The sequence below is a fragment of the Mesorhizobium sp. M5C.F.Cr.IN.023.01.1.1 genome, from assembly GCF_003997585.1.
Taxonomy (GTDB): Bacteria; Pseudomonadota; Alphaproteobacteria; order Rhizobiales; family Rhizobiaceae; genus Mesorhizobium; species Mesorhizobium wenxiniae.
Map to the genome: position 1 here is coordinate 153331 of NZ_RZSU01000001.1, position 25503 is coordinate 178833.

20 protein-coding genes and 5 pseudogenes are annotated in these 25503 nt (G+C 61.9%); 19 read left to right on the forward strand and 6 right to left on the reverse strand.

Translation table 11 applies throughout. The annotated features are described in order from the left end of the window. Positions 1-146 precede the first annotated feature (146 nt). The 4 genes and pseudogenes from panB to EOA78_RS00715 all read left to right on the forward strand — a co-directional run bounded on the left by panB (position 147) and on the right by EOA78_RS00715 (position 3426). Positions 147-982: pseudogene (gene panB, locus EOA78_RS00700) on the forward strand (3-methyl-2-oxobutanoate hydroxymethyltransferase). Next, a pseudogene (gene panC, locus EOA78_RS00705) lies at positions 979-1882 on the forward strand (pantoate--beta-alanine ligase). Before panB ends, panC begins: the two co-directional pseudogenes overlap by 4 nt. A 120-nt stretch (positions 1883-2002) precedes the next feature. Next, positions 2003-2701, forward strand: a complete 699-nt coding sequence (locus EOA78_RS00710; protein WP_348628457.1) for a LuxR family transcriptional regulator — start codon at positions 2003-2005, stop codon at positions 2699-2701. 92 nt (positions 2702-2793) lie between these two features. Then, on the forward strand, positions 2794-3426 hold the full coding sequence (locus EOA78_RS00715) for an acyl-homoserine-lactone synthase (protein ID WP_095486082.1): 633 nt from the start codon (positions 2794-2796) through the stop codon (positions 3424-3426). Positions 3427-3790: 364 nt separating this feature from the next. On the opposite strand, the gene EOA78_RS36730 is transcribed toward EOA78_RS00715, so the two are convergent. Then, complete coding sequence (locus EOA78_RS36730) at positions 3791-4039, reverse strand: DUF6074 family protein (protein WP_029354901.1); 249 nt, start codon at positions 4037-4039, stop codon at positions 3791-3793. Positions 4040-4573: 534 nt separating this feature from the next. On the opposite strand from EOA78_RS36730, the gene EOA78_RS00725 reads away from it, so the two are divergent. Next, positions 4574-5278, forward strand: coding sequence for a Crp/Fnr family transcriptional regulator (locus tag EOA78_RS00725; protein ID WP_029354903.1), 705 nt, complete (start codon positions 4574-4576; stop codon positions 5276-5278). A gap of 487 nt (positions 5279-5765) precedes the next feature. Here EOA78_RS00725 and EOA78_RS00735 read toward each other — a convergent pair whose 3' ends face one another. Next, positions 5766-6155 (reverse strand): hypothetical protein, encoded by a 390-nt coding sequence (locus tag EOA78_RS00735; RefSeq protein ID WP_029354905.1) that lies wholly within the window; start codon positions 6153-6155, stop codon positions 5766-5768. Positions 6156-6865: 710 nt separating this feature from the next. On the opposite strand from EOA78_RS00735, the pseudogene EOA78_RS36735 reads away from it, so the two are divergent. The 4 genes and pseudogenes from EOA78_RS36735 to EOA78_RS00750 all read left to right on the forward strand — a co-directional run. Next, positions 6866-7837: pseudogene (locus EOA78_RS36735) on the forward strand (cation:dicarboxylase symporter family transporter); the annotation flags it as partial. 877 nt (positions 7838-8714) lie between these two features. Continuing rightward, positions 8715-8972 (forward strand): thioredoxin domain-containing protein, encoded by a 258-nt coding sequence (locus EOA78_RS36740; protein ID WP_236370634.1) that lies wholly within the window; start codon positions 8715-8717, stop codon positions 8970-8972. An 82-nt stretch (positions 8973-9054) separates the two neighbouring features. Next, positions 9055-9249: a hypothetical protein gene (locus EOA78_RS36745; RefSeq protein ID WP_051695369.1), complete on the forward strand. Its 195-nt coding sequence runs from the start codon at positions 9055-9057 to the stop codon at positions 9247-9249. 476 nt (positions 9250-9725) lie between these two features. After that, on the forward strand, positions 9726-10727 hold the full coding sequence (locus EOA78_RS00750; RefSeq protein WP_051695374.1) for a zincin-like metallopeptidase domain-containing protein: 1002 nt from the start codon (positions 9726-9728) through the stop codon (positions 10725-10727). Positions 10728-10876: 149 nt separating this feature from the next. On the opposite strand, the gene groL is transcribed toward EOA78_RS00750, so the two are convergent. The 3 genes and pseudogenes from groL to EOA78_RS00765 form a co-directional block, all read right to left on the reverse strand. Then, the gene (groL, locus tag EOA78_RS00755; protein WP_029354912.1) at positions 10877-12535 is read right to left on the reverse strand and encodes a chaperonin GroEL; all 1659 of its coding nucleotides are present in this window, start codon (positions 12533-12535) and stop codon (positions 10877-10879) included. Between the two features lie 65 nt (positions 12536-12600). Then, positions 12601-12894 (reverse strand): annotated as a pseudogene (gene groES, locus EOA78_RS00760) (co-chaperone GroES); the annotation flags it as partial. A gap of 288 nt (positions 12895-13182) precedes the next feature. Continuing rightward, on the reverse strand, positions 13183-13530 hold the full coding sequence (locus tag EOA78_RS00765; RefSeq protein ID WP_126038541.1) for a hypothetical protein: 348 nt from the start codon (positions 13528-13530) through the stop codon (positions 13183-13185). A 784-nt stretch (positions 13531-14314) separates the two neighbouring features. On the opposite strand from EOA78_RS00765, the gene EOA78_RS00770 reads away from it, so the two are divergent. The 10 genes from EOA78_RS00770 (at position 14315) to istB (ending at position 23395) form a co-directional block, all read left to right on the forward strand. Beyond that, entirely contained in the window at positions 14315-14638 is a 324-nt protein-coding gene (locus EOA78_RS00770) for a DUF736 domain-containing protein (protein ID WP_029354915.1), read from the forward strand. A gap of 180 nt (positions 14639-14818) precedes the next feature. Then, complete coding sequence (locus EOA78_RS00775; protein ID WP_029354917.1) at positions 14819-15088, forward strand: helix-turn-helix domain-containing protein; 270 nt, start codon at positions 14819-14821, stop codon at positions 15086-15088. After that, positions 15085-15633, forward strand: coding sequence for a S26 family signal peptidase (locus EOA78_RS00780; RefSeq protein WP_029354919.1), 549 nt, complete (start codon positions 15085-15087; stop codon positions 15631-15633). Before EOA78_RS00775 ends, EOA78_RS00780 begins: the two co-directional genes overlap by 4 nt. Then, positions 15621-16304 carry a lytic transglycosylase domain-containing protein gene (locus EOA78_RS00785; RefSeq protein ID WP_024505647.1) on the forward strand — a complete coding sequence of 228 codons (684 nt, stop codon included), beginning with the start codon at positions 15621-15623 and terminating at the stop codon, positions 16302-16304. Before EOA78_RS00780 ends, EOA78_RS00785 begins: the two co-directional genes overlap by 13 nt. A gap of 179 nt (positions 16305-16483) precedes the next feature. Further along, entirely contained in the window at positions 16484-18454 is a 1971-nt protein-coding gene (gene rlxS / locus EOA78_RS00790) for a relaxase/mobilization nuclease RlxS (RefSeq protein ID WP_126038545.1), read from the forward strand. 356 nt (positions 18455-18810) lie between these two features. Further along, the gene (locus tag EOA78_RS00795) at positions 18811-19794 is read left to right on the forward strand and encodes an ATP-binding protein (protein WP_127313442.1); all 984 of its coding nucleotides are present in this window, start codon (positions 18811-18813) and stop codon (positions 19792-19794) included. A 17-nt stretch (positions 19795-19811) separates the two neighbouring features. Then, positions 19812-20690, forward strand: a complete 879-nt coding sequence (locus EOA78_RS00800) for a hypothetical protein (RefSeq protein WP_245476985.1) — start codon at positions 19812-19814, stop codon at positions 20688-20690. After that, positions 20669-20926 (forward strand): hypothetical protein, encoded by a 258-nt coding sequence (locus EOA78_RS36750; RefSeq protein WP_245477077.1) that lies wholly within the window; start codon positions 20669-20671, stop codon positions 20924-20926. The genes EOA78_RS00800 and EOA78_RS36750 overlap by 22 nt, the downstream gene beginning before the upstream one ends. 150 nt (positions 20927-21076) lie before the next feature. Next, the gene (gene istA, locus EOA78_RS00805) at positions 21077-22618 is read left to right on the forward strand and encodes an IS21 family transposase (protein WP_127313443.1); all 1542 of its coding nucleotides are present in this window, start codon (positions 21077-21079) and stop codon (positions 22616-22618) included. Positions 22619-22633: 15 nt separating this feature from the next. After that, positions 22634-23395, forward strand: a complete 762-nt coding sequence (gene istB / locus EOA78_RS00810; protein ID WP_127313444.1) for an IS21-like element helper ATPase IstB — start codon at positions 22634-22636, stop codon at positions 23393-23395. A gap of 164 nt (positions 23396-23559) precedes the next feature. Here the strand turns inward: istB and EOA78_RS00815 are convergent. Then, positions 23560-24060 (reverse strand): annotated as a pseudogene (locus EOA78_RS00815) (IS110 family transposase); the annotation flags it as partial. Between the last annotated feature and the right edge of the window lie 1443 nt (positions 24061-25503).

Genomic DNA, 25503 nt, shown 5'->3' on the forward strand with positions numbered 1-25503 from the left:
GAGCGCCTTAATCGATTGAATGTAACCTTGGCAGCCAGCACGTCAACACCGTACTACTCAAGCACTGTTTTTAGCTCTTCGCAGTCGCACAAAAATATGCCAAACGCGACACCCGCTGTTGGTAACGTAAGGGAAGGGGGCGTCGGTTGAGCGCGGCTGGTGAGATAAAAGGGATTAACCCTCCAGATATTCGATTGCGAAAAGGCCAAACGCCACTTGTATGCTTGACGGCCTACACCACGCCGGTCGCGAGGCTACTCGATCGCCACTGCGACATCGTTCTTGTCGGCGACAGCGTCGGCATGGTGGGCACGGCCTGTCGTCGACGCTGGGCGTCACGCTCGACATGATGATCATGCACGGACAGGCCGTTCGCCGCGGCCTTGAACACGCGCTGATGGTCGTCGACCTGCCCTTCGGTTCCTACGAGGAAAGCCCAGAGCACGCTTTCGGCAACGCTGCGCGCGTGATGGGTGAGACCGGTTGTTCAGCGGTGAAGCTCGAGGGCGGCGAGACCATCGCGGAAACCATCCGCTTCCTTACCGCGCGCGGCGTACCTGTCATGGCCCATGTGGGGCTGACGCCGCAGGCGGTAAACACGTTCGGAGGCTATCGTGTGCAGGGCCGGGGAGCCGATGCAGAGCGGATCAGGCGCGACGCCAGGGCGGTAACCGAGGCGGGCGCCTTCTCCTTGGTGCTCGAAAAGATACCGGAGCAGCTTGCACGGCAGATAACCGCCGATATCGACATACCCACCATCGGCATCGGTGCCTCGCCAGCTTGCGACGGCCAGATTCTGGTGAGCGACGATATGCTCGGGCTCTTCACCTCATTTCGGCCGAAGTTCGTCAAACGCTATGCCGAGCTCGGTGAGCAGGCTGAGGCGGCAATCGCCGCTTACGCCACCGATGTGCGGAACCGGCACTTTCCGGCGGTCGAACATCTCTATGTCAACGCCTTGAAGGCCGGAGACTTCACATGAGCGTGCCGATCGCTCGAACTGTGAGCGAGCTGCGCGCCGTCGTTGCGCAATGGCGTCGCTCGGGTGCCACGATCGGTATTGTGCCGACCATGGGAGCCTTGCACGACGGGCATCTGAGCCTTGTGCGGAAGGCGCTTGAAAGGGCCGAGCGGGTGATCGTGACGCTGTTCGTAAACCCCAAGCAGTTCAACAGCCCCGCCGACCTGATTGCCTATCCTCGGACGGAAAGCGAAGATGCTGCCAAGCTCGCGCCGCTGGGCACGCATCTGCTCTATGTGCCGGACGCAGAGGAAATGTACCCGGCGGGCTTCGCCACGGTCGTTTCAGTGTCCGGCATCAGCGAATGCCTGTGCGGCGCATTCCGGCCCGGCCATTTCAATGGCGTGGCGACGGTCGTGGCCAAGCTCTTCCTGCAGGCCGGCGCTGACTTCGCCTTTTTTGGCGAAAAGGATTTTCAGCAACTTCAGCTTGTCAGGCGCTTGGTCCGGGACCTCGACATTCCGATCACTATTGTGCCCTGTCCGACAGTCCGCGAAGCCGATGGTCTTGCGCTATCGTCGCGTAACGTGCGGCTCTCCCCAGCCCAACGCGCCATTGCCCCAAAACTAGCATCGGTCCTGCTCGATACGGCCGAGCGGCTTGCACGCGGCTCTCCCATCCTGCCTACGCTTGATGAAGCGCGTGCAACAATTCTGGCTGCCGGCTATCGCGAGCTCGAATACCTGGAGCTTCGCGGAGAAACAGACCTGCAATCGTTAGCAAGCCTTGACCGACCGGCACGCTTGCTTGCTGCGGCTTGGCGACACGCGGCTCATCGATAACGTCGCAATATCACCCATCGGTAGTTGGTCAGGTGCGCGGAGCTCTCTCCAATCGGAAGCAGCACAGCAATTGCGGTGATGACGGCGGCGCGTCGTACGCCCTGCAGGGACAGGCCATCATTTAGAACCACGTCTCCGCCCGGCTTCCAGCAACCTCCGCGAGGTAGGCAAAGCGCAGATGCATCGCGTATTTGAAACCTTGGTCGAGCAACTCTCTGCAAGCGTCGATGCCGTCGATCTCCATGAGGCAATGGCGTCCGCCGCAGCCGGGTTCGACTTTCCGTTCTTCGCTTATTTCACCTACCCATCCGCTTCCGGCGACACGCCGCGATTGATCTCGAATTATCCATCATCATGGACATCACATTACCTGCAACTGCGCTACCACAGCGTGGATCCCGTGATCCTGCGGGGACTGCGAGGCTGGGATACCTTCGACTGGGGTGTGGACCGCGATCACCGTTATTTGCCGACCTCGCAGCAGGAAGTCCTGGAAAAAGCAGCTGAGTTCGGCATTCGCGGCGGACTGACCATGTCGATGCATGATCATCGCGGCCGGTTCGCCGCACTGACCTTCGCCTCCAACGAGGCGCATCCGCCACTTTTGAGGTCGCTGACGCGCTACGAAAAAGCAATGCAGTTGGTTGCGATCAACGTTCATATCCATGCCCGGCGCAGGCTCGCCGAAGATTGCGTGGTAGATGGCATAACGCTCACCCCGCGGGAGTTCGAGTGCCTGAAATGGGCGGCGTGCGGCAAGTCGGCCTGGGATATCAGCCAGATTCTCGGTGTCTCGAAACGCACCGTGACCTTCCATCAGGAAAACGCCAAGGCGAAGCTTGGCGTGCGAACCATCAACCAGGCCATAGTGCGGATGGCTGCTCGGGCGAGATCCTGATCCTCTCCAAGGCTAGCTGTAAAGGTCTACAGGCTGCATTCATGACGGCTTTGCCCTTCGATTGCGTGGACACATCCCGCACGGAGACGACAATGATGCAGCTGATAACACCCGACTGCTACGCCGAGTTCGCGAGCGAACTCAGGGAAATGCACGGGCTTAGGTATCGGGTTTTCAAGAAGCGGCTCGATTGGGAAGTGCAGACCGAAGGCGAAATGGAAACGGACCCGTTTGACAGCCTGAACCCCGTCTACCTACTTCTCAAGGGGTCCGATTGGCGAACTTGCGGCTGCGTCCGCCTTTTGCCGACCACCGGACCGACTATGTTGCGCGATACGTTTCCGGCGCTGCTGGATGAGATGGTGGTCCCTGCGAGTGCCGATATCTGGGAGAGTAGTCGTTTCGCGCTCGATCTCCCTGCGACAGCGCCGAAGGCTGCTGGCGGCCTGGCACAAGCAACCTACGAGCTCTTCGCGGGCATCATCGAATTCGGCTTGGCCAACAATCTCTCCGGGATCGTAACGGTGACAGATACGCGCATCGAAAGGATCCTTCGTCTCGCGACCTGGCCGTTGTCACGTATCGGACAGCCCCAGCAGGTCGGCAACACCGAGGCAGTCGCCGGCTTCCTCGAGATTTCCTACGCCAGTCTCTTGCGCATCCGCTGGAGGGGACGCCTGAACGGGCCGGTGTTGTGGCAACCAGTTCTCATCCAATCGGCATAGCGCCTGCGGATGCTCAGCCGTGACCTGGGTTAAGTCTGCTCACGGCCGCCACCGCCCGCCGTCAAGCTGAGCGGACCCGGCCCCACGAGCATTCGACTGTTCCGGTCGATCGACTCGCGCGGCCGGACTTCGGATTTCCGTAGGCGCAACCCGCAGTCCAGCGTGAGCACGCCAAAGTGGCGCCCGTCCGCTTGGAAAGAAGCCAATGTGGCTTCTGAGATCGCCTTGGAATATTGGACCGGCCGCCGTGAGCGATCCCAACCTCAAACCTTTGCCGGTATGCCGGTTTGGCCGGACCGTCGGCCAGTCGGAGCAGTCCCCCGATAAGGACCCGAGCTGACGCGCGATCCAACAGCGCCCAAGCCTATGCTATGTGCATTACCGTTCGGTTGGCCATATCGTCCAAGACCGCATGAAGAAGCCTTCCAACCTCCTGCGCAGCGAACTCTGGCGCAATTCCTACATCGGACAATTGAATGAGCATTTTCTTGGCAGCACAGCGCCAGAACGCACTCGCCGCCTCGCCGTTCTTGGTCTCGAGGGCCTGGGCGATACTTTCGACCAATGTGCGTCGCCGATGCAGCGGAAATACGCAAATGTTTGAGTCATGCATCAATCACCTCACAGTTTCAGTTCCACAAAGAAAACACCGGCGTCTTCAAAAGCGCCGCTTAGCGCGGTGACGGTTCGCGGCGACATGACGAGTTCCACTTCCCCTCGACAAGCCATTGGGCGATGAGCCGCCGGACCGCACATCCGGACCGCACATAAGGTGAACCACCATTGCTGATCCGGCTGCGTTTCCTGTGCCGTTCCGCGACGAGGCGTTCCAGCCCGAATTGACGTCCAATGACTTGATTTCTGAAAGGGCAGGGCGGCACGAATCACCCGACTGTTCCGCCGCTTACATTCCTGCGAGCTTGTGTATGAATGATTAAAGCGTGCCCGAGCCGTTCTTGGTGGCCGCAGAAGGGAATCATGTCATCCGCGCCTATCGTAAGGCCGCGCGACTTCTAGCATGGCTGCACTGCCCCGACAGGGCTTTGCAATCGCGCGTTTCGAAGCCTATGCTTGGCATCGGCCGTCAGTTACTTCGGATGCAGCCGACAGTAAGAGGTACGCGCTCTTGCCCGCATGAGAGAGAGCCTTGCCCGAATCCCTTTTTCGCAACCGGGTGCTGAAATCCCTTTCGCCGGAGGACTTCGCGCTGTTGCGACCATCGCTGCATCGCGTCGAACTGGACATCAAGGCTCAGTTGGAGATCGCGCATCAGCCGATCAGGAATGGATATTTTCCCGAGAGGGGCATCGCCTCGGTGGTCGCCACCATGACCGGCGGACGGCAATGTGAAGTCGGCATTATCGGATATGACGGGATGACAGGAATTGCCCTCATTCTCGGACAGGACAGCTCTTCCAACGAGACCTATATCCAGGTCGCAGGCAATGGCTGGCGCCTGCCGGTTGAAATCATTCGTCCTGCGGTTGCGGAAAGCCCGTCGCTGCGCACGTCAGTGCTGGACTATGCCCACGCGTTCCTTGTCCAGTCGTCCCGGACGGCACTGGTCAATGGCCACTCCAAAATCGAGGAACGGCTGGCCCGCTGGTTGCTGATGATCCATGACCGCTCTGACGGAGACAAGATCTACCTGACGCATGAATTTCTGGCGACCATGCTCGGCGCCCGCCGTCCCGGGGTCACCACGGCCCTGCAAATGCTTGAATATCGAGGACTTGTCCGTGCCAAGCGCGGCGAGGTCACGATTATCGACCGCGTCGGATTGATGGAACTCACGCATGGCGCTTACGGCGAGGAGGAGCAACGTTATTTCGGCCTGGCCACCGCTGCCTGATTGTCCGGTATCGGACATAGGCTTGAAGGCTGCCGAACTCCCGTCCTAGATCGTGTCAGTCAGAGTTTCAGGGAGGCGGGTGAAAAGCCGCCGAAGCCTATGTTCTGTCCAGAGGCAAGGCCCGGTTCCTCTCCACCGCCCAGGCGATCCGCGCCATTCGAACGCTTATGCCGGCGTGCAAAGCGACCGATCGCGAGTTGAGGAATTGGTGGCGGCGACGTCCATCGTTCACGGTGTGCCCGTCGCCTTCGACGCAAAAACAGCCGAGGGAGTAGAACCACGGCTGCATTCCTAGGAGGGCATGCCGCGCCGTCCAGACTGTCAGATCGGGCATTCGTCAGATGGTTGTCCGCTAACTTAACTGGCAGAGTCTACAGGACGTGTCCAGCATTGCGAACTCACCGATCGCTTGGCGGCCAAAGCTGCCGGCAAGCGATCGCCTCATCCAGCCGTCTGCACCATCTCATCACAGACATCATCGGTGATGCTACCTGCCCAGCATATGTCCAGCATTTCGCAGGGCGGCCAGAAGGAGCCTCGCATAGCCTGTGACATCGATCTGGGCCTGCATGGACAGGGGCATGCTGGTCCAGTTCTCCAATGGTGCAATGAAAGGTGAGAAGGTGCCATTGACAAGGCAACAGCAGCTAACAAGGCCCTCTCGGTCCAATGCCACCACACCGATCTTGTCGCCTGGATATCCAATGGCTGCGACTCGCTGGACCTCCAGGTCACCGTCAACCCGCACGTCGAAAAGAAGGCTACCACGGCTCCTCGTGGCTATCTCAGCCGCCTTCTCATCAAAGCTTGAAGAGAGCAAGCGGACGCTTTCCACCGCCATCTGGAAAATCACCAAATCCAGTTCATTCACGGCCATATGGGCAATTGCGCGCAATGGGTGGTGATTGCAATGACACACACTGCTTGTTCACAGATGTCGGTCACGAACGATCATTCGTCGGGTTCCGGTTCCGACCAACGGTGTGGCCACCTGATCGTGCTGCGGTTCGAACATTCCTAACGCGAGCCGAGCGCTGTTGATGAGGATGGAGTCTAGGTCTCGGGCCCTGCCTCGCGGCTTGCTCATCCTTGGCAGACCCCTTGCAACGCCGCCGCGATGGCGCAAACGCCAGATGACGCTGATCCATCGCTTGATCGTGAACTGAGCTTCTGAACACCCTTGGTGGGACAGCAGGGTGGAAGGGCTTGACCAACGCTGCCGCCGTTTTCGAAGAGGGCCCGTCCTCGATTGAATCTTTGGAGCCCCGTGCGGCGCGCAGGAAAATGTTGACCATCTGGACGCAGGTCCCAGACCCCAAGGCAAACAGGGAACCTTCCAGCCAGCCAAGCTGCGCCGAAGCAAAGAGCGACCTTTGGAATTCCCAAGAACGGACCCTTCCATAGTTGACTGGCAACCGCAGCGCGAGTGCGGGAGAGCGAACAAGCACTGCGTGAGAGGTCCTGCGCGTTTTCCCCTCTTTGCTATTTGGCACATCGCTTGCGCCGAAGTGGGCGCAGCGTTCGACCGGAGCACTGCATGGGAGAAGGAGGAGCCCCACCCCGATCCGGTCAAGGAGAGAAACGGTGTTGGTTCCACAAGTCCCCATAGCGAACGCAGCGGCCCGCAAGCGCCATTTTGCCCGGGCCTACGTGCAGATGCTTGCCGCCATAATCCTGGGTGCTGCAATCGGCTATTTCCATTTGGAGACCGGCCAGAGCCTGAAGCCGCTCGGCGATGCCTTCGTCGATGTCGTCAAGATAATCACCGTACCTGTCATCTTCCTGACAATAGCGACCGGCATTGCCGGCATGAGCGATCTGCAGAAGGTCGGCCGAGTTGCCGCCAAGGCGATGGTTTATTTCCTCACCTTCTCGACACTTGCACTCGTTGTCGGACTGATTGTCGCGAATATCGTTCAGCCTGGCGCCGGCCTCAACATCGATCCGGCCTCGCTCGATGTCCAAGCCGTTAAGGGCTATGTGGCCACGGCTCACGAGCAGTCCGTGACCAGCTTCCTGATGAACATCATCCCATCAACCATTGCCAGTGCCTTCGCGGAAGGCGACATCCTGCAAGTCTTGTTCTTCTCGGTCCTGTTCGGCGCGGTCTGCCGCTACAACGGCCGCTCGATCTTCTCTCTCGTCCGATACATCAAGGACGAGCTGCTGCTCGCAACGTCCTCCTCGGAGGCCGCGCTGCCCTCGCTCATGGAGAAGATGGAAAAGGCCGGCGCCACGCATTCGGTCGTGGGTCTCATTCCATTCAATCTGGACGGCACGAATATGATGCTCGCCGCCCTCTTCATCGCCCAGACGACGAAAACTGATCTGCCGATCGGCTGCCGGATCCTCATGCTGTTCGTCGCATTGTTCCCTTCGAACGGAACAACCCGCATTACCGGTGCAGGCCTCGTCACAATGGCTGCAACGCTCTTTCTTGTTCCGGCCGCACCGGTCACCTCCGTGGGTCTTATTCTTGGCGTCGATCAGCTTATGTCCGAATGCCACGCGCTGACGATATTTCTCCGCAGCGTAGCGGCAACGCTGGCTGTCGCCCGGTCTGGGGCGAGCGGGATAAACGACGATTCGGGGAGCGCCTCACTAGCGGACCGTTCAGCGCTCTGGCGGTGGACGGTCAAGTCGCCCGGCGTGGTGAACGCAGTTCCCCGCGCGAACGACGCTCAGCTATTGGGGTGGGCCCGATGGCGCAAAGCCGTATTTGAGAAACCGCCAGATCGCACCCGCACCTGTGCGCCTGTAGCAACTGCGGGGCACGATCAAAAGCGACCCATTTTACACCGAAAAGGCGGGCCGTTGCTGCCACGCCGTCCATGGATTGGAGCCTCATGTCTAAGACAACGGCCACCACTCTCGCGGTTCTCCTTTTTCTCCTCGCCGTGCTGCTTTCCGTGCTGGCGAGCCATAATAGCGCGCACCCGCCGCGGGAAAGGCCGCCCCCGCCCATGCAGTCGTGCCAATGGACAGTCAAAAGTGGAGCGGCGCACTCGTCAACGACCCCGCTTCGCCAAATCGCCGGCAACCCGGAAGGTCCGGGGACCCTTCAGCGCTCTGCCGGGCGGACGGTCAGTCGCCCGGCGTGGTGAATGGCGGTCGCGGTTGCCCGGCCCGCGCGAACGACGCTCAGCTGGGTGGGGTGGGCCCGATGGCGCAAGGCCATCTTTCCAGAAACCGCCAGAGCGCACCGGCATCTATAGCTGTGCGCCCTCGCGACTGCGCCCTGTGGCAAGTGCGGGGCTCGATCAAAAGCATTTTACACCAAAAGGCGGGCCGTTGCTGCCACGCCGTCCATGGATTGGAGACTCATGTCTAAGCCGACTGCCATCACTGTCGCAGCTCTTCTTTTACTCCTCGCCGTGCTGGCGAGCCAATATAGCGCGAACCTGCACCGGCAGGCGTGGTCGATCGACAGGCAAAAGTGGAGCGGCGCATTCGACAACGACCCCCTTCGCCAATCGCCGGCAACCCGCAAGGCGATGCCGTTCTGGTCATATTCAATGACTACCACAACTGTCCGCATTGCAGACTGGCAGATCTCAACTACCAAAAAGCCTTCAAGAATGATCCCAATCTGAAGCTTGTGATCAGACGGTTCCCGGTCCTGGGACCGGATTCCCAATCGCACTCGCCTCGAGAAAACAGGGAAAGTTCGACGAATTCCACCGCGCCCTTATGACTTCCCCCAGTTGGATCATTGAAAGGATCACTCTCAAGATCGCAGCGCGTGTGGGCCTTGACGTGGAGCAGCTCAAGCGGGAATGCAAGATCCGGCCATCGCAGATGAACTTGCGCGCGTCCGCGCACTCGCGAAAGGTCTGCACATCGACCGTACGCCCGCGTTGGTGGTCGGCGATATAGTGATCGCCCACCTGGTCGACATGGCCAGCTTGCAACGCTTGCTCGCCGATGCGCGCTCAAAGCGTGCAGGCTCTCGTGCGGGGCAGCATCTGTAGATCGGCCACGCTGTTGTTGCCGGAGCGTGCCGTTTGTGGCAGCTGGCTTTGCTGTTGCTCCTCGGCATCTTGTTGCGGTCATCCAGCTGCCGTGGGCGCCAACAACAATCCTGAGCGCCCGCGCCTGAAGGCGCTGGCCGGGTGCTCGTGAACCGAGCCCGCTTATCTTCGCCATGCTCAGGCGGTCTTGGCCCTGCGGCTTCGCCCCCTGGCGCGGGGCAGCCTTCGGCTGCTGACGGTCGCCGGCCTGTCGGCCGGCGTCGTTTTTATCGTGGCCTTCCCCGGTGGCGCAGGGCGGGCAGCACTCCCTTCTAGGCCCGCCGCGGCGTCCCGCAACCCTTCGCTTTCGCTTCGGGTCCTCCACTCCGTTCCGGTCCTGCGGATGCAGTCCGCCTCCGACGTCGGGCCTTTCCGGTCGCTTTCGCCGCCCACCCCGCTTCCGGGGAGGGCGCGATTGAAGAGCGGAGGACATCACGATGCGTGCAAACAACAAACGTTGCGGCAGCCGACAGGCTGGCGCAGAGAGTGGCGGGCGCACCGGCGCCAGCCTTTATCAGGAAATCACCGACCGCATCATTGCCGAACTGGAGCGCGGCACCGTGCCATGGGTCAAGCCGTGGGGCAGGGCAAGGACAGGCCTCGGCCTGCCGCGGAATGCGGCCACCCAGCGCCGATATTCCGGCATCAATATCCTGATCCTGTGGGGCGGGGTCATCGATCGCGGTTTCCCCAGCCAGAACTGGCTCACCTTCCGGCAGGCGCTTTCCCTAGGTGGCAATGTCAGGAAGGGTGAGCACGGCACCACCATCGTTCACGCTGACCGCTTTGTTCCCAAGAACGAAAAGCAACGCGCCGACACCGATGGCGACGAACCGCAGGCGGTGCCCTTCCTGAAGCGCTTTACCGTCTTCAATGTCGCGCAGTGCGATAATCTGCCCGAACATCTTTATGCCGCCGGCGAGCCTCTGCCTGAGCGCGAGATGGTCCCGCAGGCCGAGGCGCTCATTCATGCAACCGGCGCTGATTTTCGCATCGGCGGCGAGCGCGCCTTCTACATGCCCGGCAGCGACACCATACAGGTGCCGCCGCAGCCGGCTTTCTTCCACCAGATCGACTATTACCGGACCTGCTTTCACGAGCTTGGCCACTGGACCGGCCACCCGACGCGACTCGCGCGCGACCTGTCCGGCTCCTTCGGGTCCAACACCTATGCGCGCGAGGAACTGGTCGCCGAAATCGCATCAGCCTTCATCTGCAGCAGTCTCGGCATCGAGCCGACCGTGCGCCATGCCGACTACATCGGCTCATGGCTGACGGTTTTGCGCGAGGACAACCGCGCCATCTTCCGCGCCGCAAGCCATGCCTCGAAAGCCGCCGATTTCCTGCTTGGCCGCAATGCCGATGTCGAAGGCGAGGCACATGCCGAAACCGCCTATGGAAGCGCGCAATCATCACACGCGGCCGCCTTGCGCCTCTGATGACGCAAAAGCCGCGCAACCAACTCGACAGTTCTTTTGAGGTTGCGCTAACATGGCCGGCGTTGGCGCCGATCGTTTATCGGATCGAGGTTCGCAAAAAAAGGGCGGCATTGCTGCCGCCCCTCGTTGCGAAAGCTGCCAGAGCTGGATTAGAAATCCATACCGCCCATGCCGCCCATGCCGCCGCCACCCATGCCGCCAGGCATGCCGCCGCCGCCAGCCGACTCCTTCTTCGGAGCCTCCGCGATCATGGCTTCGGTGGTGACCAGCAGGCCGGCCACCGAGGCCGCGTCCTGGAGAGCGGTGCGGACAACCTTGACCGGATCGACGATGCCCATGGCGATCATGTCGCCATATTCGCCGGTCTGGGCGTTGTAGCCGAAGGTCGCGCCCTTGTTCTCAAGGATCTTGCCGGCAACGATCGATGCTTCCGCACCGGCGTTGGCCGCGATCTGGCGGGCCGGAGCCTGCAGCGCACGACGAACGATGTTGATGCCGGCGGCCTGGTCGGCATTGACGCCGGTGGCCTTGATGTTGGCCGAAGCGCGCAGCAGCGCGACGCCACCACCAGCAACGATGCCTTCTTCGACGGCCGCGCGGGTCGCGTTGAGGGCGTCATCGACGCGGTCCTTCTTTTCCTTGACTTCGACTTCCGTCGCACCGCCGACGCGGATCACCGCAACGCCGCCGGCGAGCTTGGCCAGACGTTCCTGCAGCTTCTCCTTGTCGTAGTCCGAAGTGGTCTCTTCGATCTGCTGCTTGATCTGGGCAACGCGGCCCTGGATCTCGGCCTTCTTGCCGGCGCCGTCGACGATGGTGGTGTTCTCCTTGGAGATCGACACCTTCTTGGCGCGGCCGAGCATGTTGAGGCCGACATTCTCGAGCTTGATGCCGAGGTCTTCCGAGATGACCTGGCCACCGGTGAGGATGGCGATGTCTTCCAGCATGGCCTTGCGGCGATCACCGAAGCCCGGCGCCTTGACGGCGGCGATCTTCAGGCCGCCACGCAGCTTGTTGACGACCAGCGTGGCCAGAGCCTCGCCTTCGACGTCTTCCGAGATGATGAGCAGCGGCTTCGAGGTCTGCACGACGGCTTCGAGAACCGGCAGCATGGCCTGGAGGTTGGACAGCTTCTTCTCGTGCAGGAGGATGTAGACGTCCTCGAGCTCGGCAACCATCTTGTCGGCGTTGGTGACGAAGTAGGGCGAGAGGTAGCCGCGGTCGAACTGCATGCCTTCGACGACTTCGAGTTCGGTCTCGGCGGTCTTGGCTTCCTCAACCGTGATGACGCCTTCGTTGCCGACCTTCTGCATTGCTTCGGCGATCATCTTGCCGACCGAAGCATCGCCGTTGCCGGCGATGGTGCCGACCTGGGCAACCTCTTCGGAGGTCTTGATCTTCTTGGCGTTCTTGATCAGCGTCGCAACGACGTCGGTTACCGCGAGGTCGATGCCGCGCTTCAGGTCCATCGGGTTCATGCCGGCGGCAACCGCCTTGTGGCCTTCCTGGACGATCGACTGCGCCAGAACGGTCGCGGTCGTGGTGCCGTCGCCGGCGATGTCGTTGGTCTTCGAAGCAACTTCGCGGACCATCTGCGCGCCCATGTTCTCGAACTTGTCCTCAAGCTCGATTTCCTTGGCGACGGTGACGCCGTCCTTGGTGATGCGCGGGGCGCCGAACGACTTGTCGATGACGACGTTGCGGCCCTTGGGGCCGAGCGTGACCTTCACCGCGTCGGCGAGGATGTTGACGCCGCGCAGCATGCGCTCGCGGGCATCACGGGAGAATTTTACGTCTTTGGCAGCCATTTTTAGCTCCTGGCAGGGGCTTCAATCGAGCCCGGGAATTCAGTTGACGAAAGGGCCTGATATGAGCCGATGATGCCCATGATGTCGGATTCCTTCATGATCAGAAGGTCTTCGCCATTGAGCTTGACTTCGGTGCCCGACCACTTGCCGAACAGGATGCGATCGCCGGCCTTGACGTCCAGTGGGACGAGCTTGCCGGCTTCGTCACGGGCGCCGGAACCAACGGCGATGATCTCGCCTTCCTGCGGCTTTTCCTTTGCCGTATCCGGGATGATGATCCCGCCAGCGGTCTTGGATTCGGATTCGACCCGGCGAACGACCACGCGGTCATGCAGCGGGCGGAACTTCGACTTTGCCATTTTCGGATTTTTCCCTGGTGCGGATGTTGAGGGGTTTTTGTTAGCACTCGCGATGGACGAGTGCTAACGCGATAGTGAGGTAGGCTGTAAGCGGGCACTCGTCAAGACGGACGAGGGCAGGCGAGGAGCTCTGGCCCCCTCCCCGGTGGAACCCAACGCATACGCGCATCCGCGTTGATGGCTGCGAGCCCCACATTTCCATTGAATTCGGCGTCATGACGCCAACTTGCGCGCGCCGCTTCCAAGTCGTCAGTCGTGCTGCCGTCAGCACGAACATAGGGCTGCGCTTCACTTCCCGTCGAAGCCGCGGCAAGCAGCGTCGCCGTCAGCACGCTCCTTTGCAGATGCTTGCCAAAGGTGGACAGTGAGCGCACCTGCGCCGGGCTGTTGGTGCGAACGTAAGACGTCATTGACAACTCCTTTTTGCAAGTCGAGCCCTTCTCCACCTTCGGCCGCCGTCGACGCGAAGAAGTCCGCATCGCGTTGATGACGAGCTGCGAAAAAGAGAAAGATGTGTTTGATGGCTGCGGCCCCAACGGTGCCTTCAGATTTGAGATCACTTCCGCCGCGAGCGGCTGAAGCTCCTCGCAACGTCACAATCGAATCTGCTGCCAAGCCTCCAGGAAAGGAGAGCATTGCTCATCTCGCGCTTGTGCATGCAGTCAACCTTCGATCCGTGTTGCCACATCTCAAGTGCAAATGCCGTGCCAAAGCTCACTGGGTAGTGAACGCATGGCTCTCCCTGAAAACCTCACAAATCCAGCATGGTCAATTGTGCGGAACCCGACATGCGTCTTCTGCCACTGTCAGCTTTCGGACAGGCATGACGCGTTTCGCGCCGACCACCGGTCGATCGGTTTTGGGGCCGGTCTGTTCGCCTCATAAGAGCGCGTCACGTTGCGTAGCGGTTTCCCGAGCGCCGCCACATGACACTGGACCTGCAGGTAGCACCGGCTTCTCATCCAGCCTTGCTTTGGCCCCTTCGCGTATCAAATTCCCGCTGGCGAGCCCTGCTTTCATAGATCGCACCATGCCGGATGTCTGCTCTGGCGCCCGACCCGCTGGCACGATCTCGATCCGGCATAAGGGCGCAGCATCTTTGCAGGCCGTTTCATCCCGGCGTCCTGCTTGGCTGAAAGACCGCACTTGGCGAGCGGTCTCCATGCTCTCTCCAAGGACCATCCCTGCGGCTGGCTTGTCGACCTATGGGCGGGTCCGGCCGCCCGAAACCCTCGCCATCAGCTTTTTTCCCCGCCGCCTGCGGCGGCTTCCTCGCGCCGCTTCGCTCACAAAAAAGCTGCCCGCTCGGATCCTTCGCTGTCGCTGCGGCCCTGTCGGATTCAGGCGGTCCTGACGCGCCCATTACGGTGCGCCATCGCAGGGGATGGTCCCCGGCGAAACCACAAAAGGAGACTTCGAAATGACCGCGATCGGTTACGTCAACAAGCAGGAAAACGGCGCCTACAAGGGCCAGCTCAAGACGCTCAGCGTCCGCGCCGACATCGATATCGTCCCCAACCAGGCCAAGAGCGCCGACAACCATCCCGACTTCCGGGTGCTTACGCAAGGAGTCGAAGTTGGCGCCGGCTGGATCCGCACCGGCGAGACTTCCGGCAAGGATTATGTGAGCCTGTCGATTGCAGCGCCGGAGTTCGGACCGCGCAAGCTCTACGCCAATCTCGGCCGCGCCGCCGGCCAGGACGATCACGACACCTACGCCATCATCTGGAACCCGGCCGACTGACCGGCCGAGATAGAGCCTCGCGCCGCAGCCCCGGCGCGGGGCTCATTCCCAGGAGTTCCACCCAAACCCCGTCCGCCCTAAAGGGCGGCGAAAACTCTCCCCCGACTCTTCGCCCGTCCCCGAGACGATCTCCCTCGCCCATCCTCGCCCTCGCTTGTCCGAAGCGAAACGAGGATCATCATGGACGACGAAAACGAACGCGCGGCCCGCGCGAAAAAGGGCAGCCCGTTTCTCAGCACAGCCCAAGCCGCCTTCTATATCGGGCTCTCCCAGCGCACGCTCGAAAAGATGCGGCTCAAGGGCGGCGGCCCGAAATTCCGCAAGCACGGCCGCTATGTCCGCTATCACATCGACGAACTCGACCATTGGTCGAAAGGACACCCGCAGCACTCCACCGCCGGCGATGGCAAGGCCGGTTCCGGCCAGGGCGGCACGGGAGGCCGTTCATGAGGCGGCGCCCTTCCATCCATCTGATCGGCAGCCGCCTGAGGCGTGTTCGAGCCCGTAAGACGGTCGCCTTGGCCGCGGCCGGTCTCGGTCTTTTGGGCTTCACGGCGCTGGGAAAGCCCACCCCTTGGCTGGTCTGGAACGCCTCGGCCAGCGCGCCGATCGGCCTTTACCGCATCGCTGCGGGAGCGCTGGCGCGTGGCGATCTCGTGCTCGTGCGCCCGCCTGAATACGCGGCGTATCTCGCCGCCGAGCGCAGCTATCTGCCTCGCAATGTGCCGCTGGCAAAACGTCTTGCAGCGCTGCCGGACGATAATGTCTGCGCCTTCAATGACGCCATCATCATCGGCGGCGACATCGTCGCGCGCCGGCTCAAAATCGACGCCGAAGGCCGACCTTTGCCATGGTGGAACGGCTGCCGAGCGCTCGGGGATAACGAGGTTTTCCTGCTCGGCAGCGACAAAAACCGCTCCTTCGACAGCCGCTATTTCGGGCCTGTTCCCACTCAAAATGTCATCGGGAGGCTCGTACCGCTATGGACCGAGTGACCCTCCTCTTGTTGGGCATGATCGCCATTGCGCCATGCGCCTGTTCCGCCTCGACCGGCGCTGAGCCGGTCGCCATCTCCCAAAGTCCGCAGCTGCGAAAGTGGCAGACGTTGGTATCGGAAGCAAGCCGGCGCTTCCATATTCCCCAAGCCTGGATCTATGCCGTCATGGCTGCCGAAAGCGGCGGCAAGACAATGCGCGGCGGCCGCCCCATCACCTCCCCCGCTGGCGCCATGGGCCTCATGCAGGTGATGCCCGGCACCTATGAGGAGATGCGGGTCGAACACGGCCTTGGGCCTAACCCCCACGATCCGCGCGACAATATCCTGGCCGGCACGGCCTATCTCAGCGCCATGTATGACCGCTTCGGATTTCCTGGCCTGTTTGGCGCCTACAATGCCGGTCCCGAGCGCTACGACGAGCATTTGAAGCGTGGCAAACCGCTGCCAGAAGAGACCGTCGAGTACCTCGACCAACTCAAGGCGGCCGGAGTTTCGGCGGCCGACATCGAGGCGTTCGAAAGCCAATCTGTCGCTCCAAAGGCGCAAATCGCTCCTCTCGGACGGTCGCTGTTCTTCATTCATGACGGTGTTCACTCAGGCGTGCGAAACGGCGATCTCTTCGTGCCGCTCGGCAAGGACGGCGCGCAGCCGAAGGAGCCGGTGCGTTAGCCATGGGCGGACGGGGGCGCGTCTGGCGGGGCTGGGCGCGTAAGGCAAGATAAAGGTACCGCCTCCAGGAGGCGGTTAAATCTTTGTCTGCACATCGTTTTTCCAGGAGGCTGCCGCCGGTGCCAAGAGGGTTGGACGTGTAAGTGTCTGATTTTGCTTGATATGTCTGGGAGGCTCGCATGAAGGATGACGAGTTCAGGCCGAAGCTCGGCAAAATCGGGTCGCGCGGCTCGAAGGCAGGCAAACGCTATGCCGGTCAAGTCCGGGCAGCCGTCAACCGAGCCGGCGGCCAGCCCCAGCCCGGCGGTCGCTTCACGGGCAGCCGGACAGGGCGCGGCGGGGCGGCTGCGGCGCTGCTGAAATCGCGCGACCGGTATGCCGCCTTCCGCCAGCGCCGGGTGATCGTCAAGGCGCGGATCGTCAAGCTCGCCGGCAAGGGCGCGGACGGGGCGCGTGCCCATCTACGCTATCTTCAGCGCGACGGCGTCACCCGAGAAGGTGCGCCTGGCGAGCTCTACGGCGCCGACAGCGACCGCGTCGACGGCAAGGCGTTCATCGATCGCGCGGACGGCGACCGCCACCAATTCCGCTTCATCGTCGCTGCCGAAGACGGCATCGAGTATGAAGACCTGAAGGCGCTGACGCGGCGGCTCATGGCGCAGATGCAGGAAGACCTCGGCACGAAGCTCGACTGGGTCGCGGTTGATCATTTCAACACCGGCCACCCGCACAGCCACATCATCGTCCGAGGCAGGGACGACCGTGGCGAGAACCTGGTCATCGCGCGCGAATATATCTCATCTGGCATCCGCGAGCGGGCGGCCGAGCTGGTCAGCCTCGATCTCGGTCCGCGAACCGACCGCGAGATTGAGCTTCGCCTGCGCCGGGAAATGGAGCAGGAACGCTTCACCAGCATCGACCGTCGGCTGCTCAGCATGCGTGATGATGACGGGCTGGTCTCGCCGGGCGGTCCCGACGCCATTCGCCAGACGCTGCACCAGGGACGGCTGCGCAAGCTCGAGCGGATGGGTCTGGCCGCGGAGGTCGGCGCTGGCTCCTGGCGCCTCGACGATGAGCTCGAAGCCACGCTGCGCCGCACCGGCGAACGCGGCGACATCATCAAGACCATCCACCGCGAACTGGCCGGCAAGGGGCTTGCACGCAGTGCCGCCGACTGGGTGATCCACGATCGAGCCGGCGAGCCCGTCCAGTCTCTCGTCGGTCGCGTTGTCGCGCGTGGACTGGCCGACGAGATCAATGACCGCCACTACATGATCGTCGACGCCGTCGACGGTAAGAGCCATTGGATCGACATCGGTAGAGGCGAGGCGATGGAAACGATGCCTAATGGCTGCATCGTGCGTGTCGCGCCAAGGAACACCGAGCCGAGGCGGGTCGATCGTACCATCGCCGAAATCGCCGCCGCGAATGGCGGCCGTTACGACGTCGATATCCACCTGAAGCATGACCCATCCGCCACCGAGAGCTTTGCGCGAACGCATGTGCGGCGGCTGGAGGCGATCCGCCGCGCGACCGGCGGCGTTGAGCGAGAGCCGAACGGCACCTGGCTCATCGCGCCGGACCATCTCGATCGCGTCGCGAATTATGAGGGCCAGCGGGCCAGGGCCGAGCCTTTCGTTGTCGACAAGCTCTCCTCAATGGCGCTGGAGCGACAGGTCAGCTTCAACGGCGCCACCTGGCTCGACCGGGAGCTGGTTGCCGATAGACCCGAGCCTTTGCACGGATCCGGCTTCGGCTGCGACGTGAGAGAGGCGCAAGCTCGCCGGCGGGAGTGGCTGATCGCGCAAGGCCACGCGCATGAAGAACAGGATCGGATCGTCTATCGAGCCAACATGCTTTCGATCCTGCGCCAGCGAGAACTGAACCGTGTTGCTGGCCAACTGTCGGAGGAACTTGGCCTGCCCTATGCCGAAGCGCGATCCGGAGGACGAGTAGAGGGTACGCTCCGCCGCTCCGTCGAGCTTGCCAGCGGAAAATATGCCGTCGTTGAGAAGTCGCGCGAGTTCACGCTGGTGCCATGGCGGCCGGTGCTTGAGCGCCATGTGGGCAAGGAGGTCTCCGGTGTCGTGAGTGGGGAGGGGATTTCATGGACCGTCGGCCGGCAAAGGAGCGGACCTGGTGTTTCGTGAGATGGTGTACAGCTTTTTTAGCCAGCGGCGCGGGCAGCCATGCGAGCCCGCGTAGACCTTATGGCCGCACGCCCGCAATCGGTCGCATGGACCTGCCAGGCGGGGCGGCTTTGGAGCGTTCGGACCCGACACGCTGCGTGAGTGGCCAGACTTCGAGCGCTCGAAGATGCGGACTGTTGTCTGCTGGCCGGCGTTATTCCGGCTGGCCTATGACCGCGGCGCAACAGTTCACCGCTGAAGTTGCCACGGGCGAACATCGACAAGAGAAAAAACACCATTGCGCGATACAAATCGCCGTTGAAAGCGTTTAGGTTGCATGCGCTTCGCCAAGTAAACGGATACCCCAGAAGAGAGCCATGACCACGGCCCGCCATATCGTGACGCTGCTTAAAAGCCACTTTGCCGGCGACGAGGATCGTTTCCTCTCTATCGCGATGCAGCTTGCTGCGCATGAGGCACGTCAAGGCCATGGCAAGCTTGCTCAGGAGCTCAAGGATCTGGTCGACGCAGCCAAGAGCAGGGACGCCCGGATTGCCAAGAGCAGTCGGCCGGTTCCCCTTTTTCAGCCAAAGGGCGAGCTCGCAGGGCTCCTGCATGTGCGCTATCCGGACCTGCGACTGACCGACATGATTTTGCCGGACAGTCTGCGCTCGCGCCTGCACCGCGTGCTGGGAGAGCAGCGCCAACAAGCAAGCTTGCGCGAGCACGGGCTTGTTCCCCGTCGCAAACTGCTTCTGGTCGGCCCGCCAGGATCAGGCAAGACGATGACCGCATCGGCATTGGCCGGGGAGCTTCATCTGCCCCTTTTCACGATCGTCCTCGATGGTTTGATCACCAAGTTCATGGGAGAGACTGCCGGAAAGCTGCGGCTTGTTTTTGATGCAATGCAGGCGACGCGGGGCGTCTACTTCTTTGACGAATTCGATGCCATCGGCGCGCGTCGAGGCGAACGCCAGGATGTTGGCGAGATTCGGCGCGTGCTGAATTCGTTTCTGCAGTTTCTCGAGCAAGACGACAGCCACAGCCTGATTATTGCGGCAACAAATCATCCCGAGCTGCTCGACAGAGCTTTGTTCCGCCGTTTCGACGATGTCATCGAATACGCCGTGCCCGATCGGCCGATTATCGAGGCGCTGCTTCGGGCTCGACTCGACCGCTTCGACACCAGAGGGCTTGCCTGGAACGAGGCGATCTCTCAGGCAGAGAGACTGTCGCAGGCCGAGATCACCCGCGCGGCCGACGACGCTGCAAAAACCATCATATTGCGGGGGGGGCGGATCACCTCGGAAGCGCTCATCGACGCTCTGAAGGAACGCCGGCAGGCTTCGCTGTCTGAGTAGCGACAGCACAGATCATAATGGCAGACGATTTTCCGCGCGACCGCGCCCATATCCACCTTCGCAACAACGGCATTCGGGAAGCCTATCGGCGGCCCAACCAACTTATACATGCACCGCCGCTGCCGGCGCGTGATCGGGCGTCGCATGCTGCGGCCTTGACGCAATCCATCGAACAAGCGGTCGAAAGTGCACGCCAGCAGATTGCGGCGCGTGACCCCCAGCTGTCGGTCGGCACGCCTGGCTTTTATCTCGAGATCGATCTGCCCATGTCCGGACGGGCGGCCCTCGACCAGTTGGCCGATCGTCGCCAGCACATGGAGCTGGTCGCCGTCCATGAGCCAACTCAACCCGGTGCTCCCATCACAGCGTCGGTGTTCCTGCCGCAAAGCGCGCAAGCCTATTATTTGCGGAAAGTCGAGGCGTATCGAGACGTTGACACTGACCGCGGCAGACCGCGCAACGAGCCGCTCGTCTCCCGCATGGAGACAGTCAGGCTGGCGACTGCACGATCGTTGTTTACCGACCACGACGACCTCTTCCCCCAGGCCGCTGACGAGCAGGTGTGGTGGGAAGTCTGGCTGCGCGACGGTCGCCGCGAGAACTTCGAGCACATTGCCGAAGCCCTGAACATCACTTTGCGCACGCATGCGGTCAGGTTTCCGGAGCGGGTGGTCATGCTGGCACTCGCCAGCACGGCAATGCTCGACCGCATGATTGCGCACAGCGATGTCGTCGCCGAGCTGCGGCGCGCGAAGGATACGCCGTCCTTCTTCATGGGCCTTGGCGGCGCGGAGCAAAGGGACTGGAGCGACGAGCTTCTCGGGCGCGTCAGACCGCCTCAACCGATATTGCGGTCTGCATTCTCGACAGCGGCGTGCGTCGCACCCACCCGTTGATCGAACCCGCACTTGCCGTTGAAGACTGGCACACCGTCAAACCGGCATGGGGCAGCGACGACACACCTGCGTGGAGCGGCCACGGGACGCGAATGGCAGGTGTCGGCCTGTACGGTGATCTGGTCCCGCTCCTGGTCGGAGGCGATCCAGTTCCATTGCCCTTTCGGCTGGAGAGTGTTCGTATCCTTCCGTGCGTATTTCAGGCGATCGTGAGCACGGATTTCACCGCATCGTGAGCACGGATTTCACGGGATCATGAGCAACGATTTCAGACGATCGTGAGCAACGATTTCAGGTGATCGTGAGCACCTTTTCGGAGGTGCGGGATGCTTCGGCCGACAACTCAACCGGTCTACAGGATGCCTCGTTCAAAACGAGGAAGCCTGATGCCAACCCAGAGATTGTCGATGCGCCGGATCAGAGAAGTTTTACGTTTAAGGCATGTCCAAGGCCTGACCGAACGCGTCATCGCGCACACGCTCGGGGTGAGCAACGGCGTCGTGCATGGTTATCTGCGGCGCGCCCGTCTTGCCGGGCTGAGCTGGCCGCTGCCCGAAGGGATTGATGACGAAGGCCTTGAGCTGCTCCTCTTTCCGGCGCCCAAGGCTGCGTCGCAAAGTCCCCGGCGGCCGGTGCCCGATTGGAGCTATGTCGAGAAGGAGTTGCGCCGCCGCGGCGTAACGCGGGTGCTCCTGTGGGAAGAATATCGCGCCGCCAATCCCGACGGCTTTGGCTATACCTGGTTTTGCACGACCTTTGAGGCCTGGAAAGGGCGCACCCGCCCGACGATGCGCCAGACACACCTGGGCGGCGAGAAGGTGTTCGTCGATTTTGCCGGCGACACCATCGATGTCTTCGACCCCGTCACCGGCGAAGCACGCCCCATGAAGCTGTTCGTCGCGACGATGGGCGCCTCGAACTACACCTATGCCCAGGCCTGCCCGAGCGAGAGCCTGGCCGACTGGATCGGCGTGCACACGAACCTCTTCACCTTTCTGGGCGGCGTGCCGAAGTTCGTGGTCTGCGACAATCTCAAGGCCGCAGTCACCAACCCCGATCGCTACGACCCCGGTCTCAACCGGACCTATGCCGAGATGGCGAGCCATTACGGCACGGCAGTTCTCGCAGCCCGGCCGAGACGCCCAAAGGATAAGGCAAAGGTCGAGGTCGCCGTGCAAATTGCCCAGCGCTGGGTGCTGGCGCGGCTGCGCAATCAGCGCCTCTTTTCCCTGGCCGAGTTGAACGCCGCGATTCACGTGCTCGTCGCCGAACTCAACGCCCGCCAGATGCGTGGTTTCGGCTCCAGCCGCGCTGAACTCTTCGCCGAGCTGGACAGGCCGAAGCTGGGACAACTGCCGGACCAGCCATACGTCTTTGCGCGCTGGAAGCGGTGCCGCGTCGCGCCGGACTATCATGTCGAGGTCGACGGGCACTGGTATTCCACGCCCTACCGCCTCATCCGCGAACTCGTCGATGTGCGCATCGCCGACAACACCGTCGAGATCTTCCACAAGGGTCAGCGGATCGCCAGCCACGCCCGCGCGCCCAACCGGCGCGGCCATACGACCGTTGCCGATCACATGCCGAGCGCGCATCGCCGCTACGGCAAGTGGACGCCGGGAGGTCTGATCGCCGCCGGCGAGAAGATCGGTCCTTCCACGGCCGCCTTCTTCGAGGCCGTCATCGCTGACCGGCCGCATCCCGAACAGGGCTTTCGCACCTGTCTCGGCATTCTGGCGCTGACCAAGAGTTACGGTGATGCGCGTGTCGATGCAGCCTGCCAACGCGGCATCCTCATCAAGGCACGCTCCGTCGCCTCGATCCGTTCGATCCTCAAGAACGGCCTTGATCGCAGCTTCCTCGACGAGACGCCCGACCACCAACCCCTGCGCCACGGCAACATTCGCGGTCAGGGCTATTTCCACTGAACCAGGGAGAACCCAATGCTCACCCATCCCACCCATGAACGGCTGGTCGCACTCGGCCTGATCGGAATGGCCAAAGCCTTCGAGGAGCAACGACGATCACCGGATCTCGATGCCCTGTCATTCGAGGAACGCATCGGGCTGCTTGTCGATCGCGAAGCCGCCGAGCGCGACACCAAACGGCTCACGACGCGCCTCAAATTCGCCGCGCTGCGCCAGAGCGCATGCGTGGAAGATGTCGATTTGCGCACCCCGCGCGGCATCGACCGCGCTGTCTTCGCCAGGCTCGTCAACGGCGACTGGATCGACCGCCACGAGAATCTCCTGGTCACCGGCGCAACCGGCCTGGGCAAGAGTTGGATCGCCTGCGCGCTCGGCCACAAAGCCTGCCGCGACAATCGCTCGGTGCTCTATCATCGCGTCCCGCGCCTCTTCGAGGCGCTCGCGCTGGCGCGCGGCGACGGGCGCTATGGCCGCCTGCTCAAGACGCTCGGGCGCGTTCAACTGCTCATCCTCGACGACTGGGGCCTGTCGGTCCTCAACGCCGCCGAGCGCCGCGACCTCCTGGAAATCCTCGATGATCGCCATGGCCGCGCTTCCACGATCGTCACCAGCCAAATCCCCGTGCAACACTGGCACGACGTCATCGGCGATCCCACGCTCGGTGATGCGATTCTGGATCGCCTCGTTCACAACGCTCACCGCCTTCAACTCACCGGAGAAAGCATGCGAAAACACAACGCCCGCGCTCACGCTCTTGACGCAGCCGCAAACACCTGAATCAATGAACAGGGACGGTCGAAGCGGCCGCTCATGATCGCGTGAAATACCTGCTCACGATCAAATGAAATGAGCGCTCACCATCGCGTGAAATGGCTGCTCACAATCAGCGAAATGCGCAATAAAGACAAACGGGCAGCCTTCGGCAAGCGAGCATCGGTCTCATCGCGCACGATATCGATCAACCCCGCAACTTTCGCCGAGCTGATGCCGGCGATGATGCCCAATTCCGATAAATGAGCGCGCAGCGCATTGATCACCTGAGTTCGCAGACGAACTAGAAGGCCGCGCGTCTTCAGCACCATCGCTGCCGCCTGCTGCTCGGCCGTTTTGACCGGAACAAAGCGCATCGTCTTGCGGATCACGGCCTAACTGATCGCCTCGGCATCGGCGGCGTCCGTCTTGTCCCGCTTGACGAACGGCTTGACATAGGCCGGCGGGATCGGCCGCACCTCGTGAGCAAGTGCTGCGATCTCGCGCGCCCAGTAATGCGAACCGCCGCAGGCCTCAAGGCCGACCAGACACGCAGGCTGCTTCTCGAAAAACCGTAGCACCTCGGCGCGCCGGAGCTTCCGGTTGACGATTGGAGAACCCTCGGCGTCAGCGCCGTGGATCTGAAAAACCTGCTTGGCCAAATCCAGCCCGATGGTGGTAATATGCGTCACGGAACGGCTCCTACCTTGTGGCGTTGAAATAACGACCACGTTTTAGCACTCTGATGCTGCGGTAGCGGGCCGTTCCACCTCATCAAACGAAACGGCCTCCGGCAAACCCGGCCCGGTTCACCCTACGATCCAGACATCCGCTCAAGCCAAATCTGTGGGAGTTCTCCTACGACTCCGGCATTACCGTTTCATGCTGAGGAAATCGACACGTTCCACATTCCAGCCGTGATTGCCAGGACGCGCGCGATTTCGGCGACGGCTCGACCTAGATTTCTTTTGATATCGACAGCCTTGATCCGCGTTTTGCGCCGGGCACTGACGCGTCTCGATCGGCCGCGAGAGGTGCTGACTATTCTGCGCGGTCTGAAGGGCTCAACGCTCAACGTGGGAGGCGACGATGTCTCGTCGAGGTCGCTCTCCAATACCACTCCACCACCAAACACGGCACACGCCGGCGCTCAGGTGCTGGTCGAGATCCTAGGCCTCATGCCGTTCAGCCGTTCAGCCCGGCGGTGGAAAAAGGGTAAGCGGCGGCCGGCCTTGTGGTTTTTTGCCGCATAAAGCGGTGGAGGTAGGGCGCGGGAGACGTTTCCGGGCTGGGCGCGCCCGCACACCCCCGATTCCCTCCCGGCCGGCATGGCGGCGGCCGAGGCTCGGCTTGGCGGCTCGGTAAGCCGACAGGCTTGTACTTCCCCCGGGCCTCGACAATCAGGCATAGAATCTCGTACCCTACGTTAAGGGTCGAGATGGCGGTCCGGCCGCTCGGATCCAGCAGCGGCAAAAAGCTCGACGACGTCGGCGCCGACTACATCTATTCCGCGCAGGCCGCGGAGGATGACCTCGTACGTCACGCACGCTGAGTTCCCCCCGGCTCCGGGTGACTGGGCGCCCTGGACATAGGCAATATCCAAGGCATCGATATCGAAGCTGATGAGGTCGGCTGCTCACCAACACCGCTCGATGCGATCACTCGATCACTCACTCCCTGGCGGCCAAGCTCGGCGCAGTCATCATTGGTAAGCACCGTCACGCCCTGCGCCTTGGCCCAGTCCAGGCTCGATGTCGCCTGACGCGGATGCCAACCATAACGTAGCGCTTAGGGCCGACTAACCCCTCCTCGATAGCCCGGCGGAAAATGGTGGCACAGTTGACGCGGCTGCCTTCGATCTCGTTGAATATCGGGGTGGGCGTCGAAATGGATCAAGCTGAAGGGCTTCTTAACACCCGACCGCGCCATGCCGCGCATTATTAGCAAGGTGATTGTATGATCACCTCCGACGCCCTTGGCGCCGCCCCGGCCGCCACGATGCGCGAAAAGAACTCGGTGATGTCGCTGAGCGAATGCTCCGCAATCAGCGAGCTGACTGGCGCGTCCCCTACATCAGCGATGCGGCATCAAGCAAAGGGAGCGCGGCCCGTAAGTGCGTGGACCTGCCGCACCAT

Excerpts from the sequence above, each read along its gene's own strand:
- EOA78_RS00800 (WP_245476985.1), top strand. The coding sequence starts at position 19,812 with ATGGCAGACGATTTTCCGCGCGACCGCGCCCATATCCACCTTCGCAAC.
- EOA78_RS00735 (WP_029354905.1), bottom strand. The coding sequence starts at position 6,155 with ATGGCCGTGAATGAACTGGATTTGGTGATTTTCCAGATGGCGGTGGAA.
- istA (WP_127313443.1), top strand. The coding sequence starts at position 21,077 with ATGCCAACCCAGAGATTGTCGATGCGCCGGATCAGAGAAGTTTTACGT.
- EOA78_RS00770 (WP_029354915.1), top strand. The coding sequence starts at position 14,315 with ATGACCGCGATCGGTTACGTCAACAAGCAGGAAAACGGCGCCTACAAG.
- EOA78_RS00795 (WP_127313442.1), top strand. The coding sequence starts at position 18,811 with ATGACCACGGCCCGCCATATCGTGACGCTGCTTAAAAGCCACTTTGCC.
- EOA78_RS00775 (WP_029354917.1), top strand. The coding sequence starts at position 14,819 with ATGGACGACGAAAACGAACGCGCGGCCCGCGCGAAAAAGGGCAGCCCG.
- EOA78_RS00750 (WP_051695374.1), top strand. The coding sequence starts at position 9,726 with ATGCGTGCAAACAACAAACGTTGCGGCAGCCGACAGGCTGGCGCAGAG.
- EOA78_RS00715 (WP_095486082.1), top strand. The coding sequence starts at position 2,794 with ATGATGCAGCTGATAACACCCGACTGCTACGCCGAGTTCGCGAGCGAA.
- EOA78_RS36745 (WP_051695369.1), top strand. The coding sequence starts at position 9,055 with ATGCAAGATCCGGCCATCGCAGATGAACTTGCGCGCGTCCGCGCACTC.
- rlxS (WP_126038545.1), top strand. The coding sequence starts at position 16,484 with ATGAAGGATGACGAGTTCAGGCCGAAGCTCGGCAAAATCGGGTCGCGC.
- EOA78_RS00785 (WP_024505647.1), top strand. The coding sequence starts at position 15,621 with ATGGACCGAGTGACCCTCCTCTTGTTGGGCATGATCGCCATTGCGCCA.
- istB (WP_127313444.1), top strand. The coding sequence starts at position 22,634 with ATGCTCACCCATCCCACCCATGAACGGCTGGTCGCACTCGGCCTGATC.
- EOA78_RS00765 (WP_126038541.1), bottom strand. The coding sequence starts at position 13,530 with ATGCTCTCCTTTCCTGGAGGCTTGGCAGCAGATTCGATTGTGACGTTG.
- EOA78_RS00780 (WP_029354919.1), top strand. The coding sequence starts at position 15,085 with ATGAGGCGGCGCCCTTCCATCCATCTGATCGGCAGCCGCCTGAGGCGT.
- groL (WP_029354912.1), bottom strand. The coding sequence starts at position 12,535 with ATGGCTGCCAAAGACGTAAAATTCTCCCGTGATGCCCGCGAGCGCATG.
- EOA78_RS36730 (WP_029354901.1), bottom strand. The coding sequence starts at position 4,039 with ATGCATGACTCAAACATTTGCGTATTTCCGCTGCATCGGCGACGCACA.